Origin of the sequence: Streptomyces sp. 13-12-16 (genome assembly GCF_002114215.1) — a bacterium.
In the GTDB taxonomy this organism is placed as follows: domain Bacteria; phylum Actinomycetota; class Actinomycetes; order Streptomycetales; family Streptomycetaceae; genus Streptomyces.
In genome coordinates this window covers 1-2,388 of the sequence record NZ_NCTE01000920.1, presented here as the reverse complement: position 1 = coordinate 2,388, position 2,388 = coordinate 1, and the positions used below count along the sequence as shown (strand labels likewise).

The window sequence follows — 2,388 nt, the reverse complement described above, 5'->3', positions numbered from 1 at the left end:
GGCCTCGTGGCGCGGGCGCTGGCGGAGGCGCGCCGGGAGCGGCTGATACGGCCCTTCACCGAGGCCGGGCCGTGGATCCGGCGCTACCTGGGCGCGGCACCGCCGGCCGGCCGGCTCGCACCCGGCACCGGACCGTCCCCGAGCCCGTACGAGTCGCCGCCACCGGTCGTGGAGCAGCTGAGCGGACGCGAGCGCGACGTGCTGCGGCGGCTGGCCCTCGCGATGTCCACCGAGGAGATCGCCGCCGACCTGTACGTATCCGTGAACACGGTCAAGACCCACCTCAAGAGCGTCTACCGGAAGCTGTCCGTCAACCGCCGCAACGAGGCGGTACGCCGCGCCCGCGAGCTGGACCTGCTGTGACGAGGGGGATGCCATGGCCCACTGGCGGCCGCTGATCGTCCTGGGGACCGCGCAGTTCCTGATGGTCCTCGACACGTCGGTCATGAACGTCTCCATCAGCCAACTGGTCGACGACTTCGACACCGAGGTCACCGCCATCCAGGCCGTCATCACGCTGTACGCGCTGGTCATGGCGGCCTTCATGATCATCGGAGGGCGGCTGGGGGACATCCTCGGACGGCGCCGCGTCTTCCTCGGCGGTCTCGTCGTCTACGCCACCGGCTCGGCCCTGACCGCCGTGGCGCCCACCCTGTGGGTGCTGGTCCTCGGCTGGTCGGTGATCGAGGGACTCGGCGCCGCGCTGGTGCTGCCCGCCATGGCGGCCCTCGTCGCCGAGTCCTACCGGGGCCGCGACCGGGCCGTCGCGTACGGCGTCGTCGGCGGACTCGCCGGTGCCGGGATCGCCGTGGGCCCCCTGCTGGGCGGCTGGGTGACGACGTACCTCACGTGGCGGCTGGTCTTCGCGGGCGAGGTCGTGGTCGTCCTGGCCGTCCTCCTCCTGCGCCGCGCGATCACCGAGGTGCCGAGGACCGGGGCGCCGCCCCGGCTGGACGGCGTCGGCGCCGTGCTCTCCGCGGCGGGCCTGGCCCTCGGGGTGCTCGGGGTGCTGCAGAGCGGCACCTGGGGCTGGGTGCAACCGCGCAACCCGCCCTTCACGGTCCTCGGGTTCGCGCCGACGCTGTTCGTGATCGGCGCCGGGGCGGCCGTCCTCGCGCTCTTCCAGCGGTGGGAGCGGCGCCGGGACGAACGCGGCGACGACCCGCTGGTGCACCTGTCCCTGCTGCGTCGGCCGGCCCTGGGGTCCGGCCTGATGTCGCTGGTGAGCCAGAACCTGATCCTGCTGGGCCTGTTCTTCACCATCCCGCTGTACCTCCAGGTCGTGCAGGGCTTCGACGCCTTCGAGACGGGGCTCAGGCTGCTGCCGGTGTCCGCGACGATGCTGGTGACCTCGCTGGGCGCGGCCCGGCTGGGGCGCACGGCCGGGCCCCGGCGGGTCGTCCGGCTGGCCCTGGTCACCGTGGCGGCGGCCGTCGTATGGCTGCTGGCCACCGTCGACCCGGTCATCGACGACGCGAACTTCGCCGGGGCGATGGCCCTGCTCGGCGTGGGCATGGGCCTGTTCGCCTCCCAGCTCGGCAACGTCGTCCAGTCCGCCGCGGGCGAGGAGGAACGCAGCGAGGCCGGCGGGCTCCAGTACACCGCGCAGAACCTGGGCTCGGCCCTCGGCACCGCGCTCATCGGATCGCTGCTCATCGGCTCCCTGGCACACGCCTTCACCGCGCACGTGGAGGACGACCCCCGGCTGTCGCGGGAGGCCCGGCAGCAGGTCGGTGTCGCCCTGGAGGCCGGGGTCACCTTCGTGCCCACCGACCAGGTGCGCGCGGCGGCCACCCGCGCCGGGCTTCCGCCGTCCGAGGTGGACGCCGTGACGGACTCCTACGCGTCCGCGCAGCTCGACGGCCTGAGAGCGGCGATCCTCGCCACCGGCGGCATCACCCTCGCGAGCTTCCTGGTCACGCCCCGGCTCCCGGGCCCGCAGCCCGGGCCCGCCCGGCCCGGCGGGAGGAGGCCCTGATGCCCGATGCCGGGCACGCCGCCGGGCGCAGGGCGCACGCCGACTACACGGGCGGCGTCTACGGGTCCATGCTCGCCGCCTCGGTGATCGTCGGGGCCGGCACGCTCGGCTCGTTCCCGCGGCTGGAGATGGTGCTGCTCCTGCTGCTCACCGGCGGGGTGTTCTGGATCGCGCACGTGCACGCGCAGTTGTTCGGGGCGCGGCTGGCGCAGCGCGGCCCGGACCGGCACGTCGTCCTGCGGGCGTGCCGCGAGGAGTGGACGATCGTCAAGGCCGCCGTGCCGCCGGCGGTCGCCGTGGCCGTCAGCCCCGTGCTCGGCCTCGGTGTGCAGGCCACCCAGTGGTTCGCGCTGTCCGTCGCCGTGGCGGGGCAGGTGGGCTGGTCGGTGGCGGCGGCCCGCCGGGCCGGC

3 protein-coding genes are annotated in these 2,388 nt (G+C 74.7%); all 3 read left to right on the top strand.

Features of this window, described 5'->3' with window-relative positions:
• The coding region (locus tag B7767_RS32260; RefSeq protein ID WP_143652740.1) for a response regulator transcription factor at positions 1-363 on the top strand (363 nt) is incomplete at its 5' end.
• A gap of 13 nt (positions 364-376) precedes the next feature.
• Positions 377-1,978: an MFS transporter gene (locus B7767_RS32255; RefSeq protein WP_085575224.1), complete on the top strand. Its 1,602-nt coding sequence runs from the start codon at positions 377-379 to the stop codon at positions 1,976-1,978.
• Positions 1,978-2,388, top strand: a 411-nt coding sequence (locus B7767_RS32250; RefSeq protein WP_085575225.1) for a hypothetical protein, incomplete at its 3' end; no start/stop codon positions are given. The genes B7767_RS32255 and B7767_RS32250, both read left to right, overlap by 1 nt.

Excerpts from the sequence above, each read along its gene's own strand:
- B7767_RS32255 (WP_085575224.1), top strand. The coding sequence starts at position 377 with ATGGCCCACTGGCGGCCGCTGATCGTCCTGGGGACCGCGCAGTTCCTG.